This is a genomic window from Nocardia sp. NPDC058497 (assembly GCF_042720195.1).
Taxonomy (GTDB): Bacteria; Actinomycetota; Actinomycetes; order Mycobacteriales; family Mycobacteriaceae; genus Nocardia.
The window spans coordinates 1-2,602 of record NZ_JBHXMY010000725.1 but is presented as its reverse complement, the minus strand read 5'-3'; the positions used below and the strand labels follow the sequence as shown (position 1 = coordinate 2,602).

Sequence of the window (2,602 nt, the reverse complement as noted above, 5' to 3'; positions counted from 1 at the left end):
CGCTATGGGGGGATCGCATTTTTTAAAACCACACCGCCCGGCGCGACCGCCCCGCCCGTTCAACACCACGCCGCGCACGTAAGGGGGTTTGCCCACGAGCCCCCCAACCATAGGTCCCCCGCCATCGGCAACAACGGCAGTCATTACTCGGCAGCCTCGGTGGCGGCTTCCTCAGCGGCAGCCTCGTCCTTCTTGGCGGCCTTCTTCTTCGGGGTGACGGCCTCGGCGACGGGCTCGTTGTCGGCGGCGGCCAGCGCGGCGTTGAACAGGTCCAGCTTGGACGGCTTGGCGGCCTTCACCTTGAGGGTGCCCTCGGTGCCCGGCAGGCCCTTGAACTTCTGCCAGTCGCCGGTGATCTCCAGCAGACGCTGCACCGACTCGGTCGGCTGCGCGCCGACGGACAGCCAGTACGCCACGCGATCGGCGTCGATCTCGATCAGCGAAGGCTCTTCCTTCGGGTGGTACTTGCCGATGGACTCGATGGCCCGGCCGTCACGACGGGTGCGGGCGTCGGCGACGACGACGCGGTACTGCGGGTTGCGGATCTTGCCCAGGCGGGTGAGCTTGATGCGAACAGCCATGCTGATCTGCCTCTTTCGATAGTTGGTCACCACGCGATTCGGCGACCCACATGGTCTGCGGGTCCGGTTTCGCGCATGGAGTGTGTGACCGCCGCGCGGTACGTAACCGGAGACGGGCTGACACTGTCCAGGAAGGACGGTTGACCATTGTGCCAGACCGGTCGAGCGCAGCTGAAATCGGCTCGACCGACGCCGCCTCAGCGCAACTGCGCGGTGTCGACGACGACCGGTACCGGGCCCGGCACTTTCACCGTTTCCCCGTCGCGGGCAAAAACTTCTTGCCGATAGCCGGTCTCCCCCAGGTTGTAGCCCCAGAATCGAGCCGGCTTACCGTCGGGCAGCTCGACGATCCACAAGTACGGCACCCGCGCGGCGGCGTAGGCCGCGATCTTGGTATCGCGCTCTTCCCGAGTGTTTCCGGGTGACCAGACCTCCACCGCGAGGAGAATGTTCTCGGCCGCGAAGCTGACATGGTTGATCCCACCGACCATCACGGAGATATCCGGGATGAACGCGGTACGCAAGGGCGTGCTGATACGAACACCCACGGCAGGAAGAACGTGGAGGTCGAACCGTTCCGCTGCCCGCAGCGCATCTCGCAACATCACGGCCAACTCGAACGAGGCGTACTGATGCGGACCACCCGGCGGCGGCGTCATGTACAGGTACCCCCAGATGAGTTCGAGTCGCGATCCATCGGCCGGCTGCTCTTCGACGAGCCAATCTTCCACAGTATTCGGGCCCAGCGGGTGAAACATCGAAACCTCGGCGCTCATGGTCATTCCGTCCGATCTCCCGTTCGCGTCGCGCTCGCTCGAACCGAACTCGTGCAATACCCGGAGGTACGCGGTGACCGACGAACCTCGTGGAAACTGGTTAGCGGTACCGCTCGACCCCACTGTATAAGAGCTTGTCCAGGGCTGAGTGCGTAGCACGTGCGAAACACACAGAGTTCGCCCAGGTCGATACGCGTAATGCGTGCGCAACGCCCATCAACTCCGCAAACGCGACCGCCCCACCGATCACCGGTGGCCGGTGACGGGGTTCGGGGTTTTGACGACCATGCCGCGCAGGACGACCCATTGCGGGTCGGTGAGGGCGGCCGGGTGGGCGCGCGGGTCGTCGGCGTAGACGACGAAGTCGGCGGGGGCGCCTTCGTCGATGCCGGGGCGGCCGAGCCAGGTGCGGGCGTTCCAGGAGGCGGCGCCGAGGGCTTCGTGGGGGGACAAGCCCGCGCCGGTGAGGGCAGCGATCTCGTCGGCGATGCGGCCGTGGCGGATGGAGCCGCCCGCGTCGGTGCCCGCGTAGAGGGGGATGCCGGCCTCGTGGGCGCGGCCGACGGTGTCGCGGACGCGGCGGTGCAGGTCGCGCATGTGGGCGGCGTAGACGGGGAACTTGGTCGCGCTGTCGGCGATGCCGGGGAAGGTGTCGATATTGATCAGGGTGGGGACCAGGGCGGTGCCGTGGGCGAGCATCATCTCGATGGTGTCGTCGGTGATGCCGGTGCCGTGTTCGAGACAGTCGATGCCCGCGTTGATCAGGCCGGGCAGGGCGTCCTCGCCGAAGACGTGGGCGGTGACGCGGGCGCCGTTGGCGTGGGCGGCGTCGATGGCCTGTTTCAGGATGTCGTCGCTCCACAGCGGGCGCAGGTCGCCCGCGGAGCGGTCGATCCAGTCGCCGACGATTTTCACCCAGCCGTCGCCGAAGCGGGCCTGCTGGGCGACGATCTCGGGCAGGTCGCGCTCGTCGTCGAGTTCGATGCCGAGTTCGCGGATGTAGCGCATGGGGCGTGCGATATGGCGGCCCGCGCGGATGATGCGGGGCAGTTCGGCGTGCTCGTCGATGAAGTGGGTGTCGATCGGCGAGCCCGCGTCGCGCAGCAGCAGGGCGCCGGCGTCGCGTTCGGTCTCGGCCTGCTCGATCGCGCCGTCGCGGGTATCGTCGCCGCCGCCGTAGCGGATGCCGACGTGGCAGTGGGCGTCGACGAGGCCGGGCACGATCCACCCTGTGCTGCACAGGGT

Annotated in this window: 3 protein-coding genes; all 3 read right to left on the bottom strand. The window is 67.4% G+C overall.

What is annotated here, in order from left to right; all coding sequences use genetic code 11:
• Positions 1–143: 143 nt before the first annotated feature.
• A complete protein-coding gene (gene rpsP, locus ACFWPJ_RS30090) occupies positions 144–581 on the bottom strand; it encodes a 30S ribosomal protein S16 (protein WP_232999915.1) in 438 nt (145 codons plus the stop codon).
• Between the two features lie 197 nt (positions 582–778).
• Entirely contained in the window at positions 779–1,357 is a 579-nt protein-coding gene (locus tag ACFWPJ_RS30085; protein WP_378856485.1) for a Uma2 family endonuclease, read from the bottom strand.
• 246 nt (positions 1,358–1,603) lie between these two features.
• Positions 1,604–2,602: amidohydrolase family protein (locus ACFWPJ_RS30080; RefSeq protein ID WP_378856483.1), on the bottom strand; the 999-nt coding region annotated here is incomplete at its 5' end.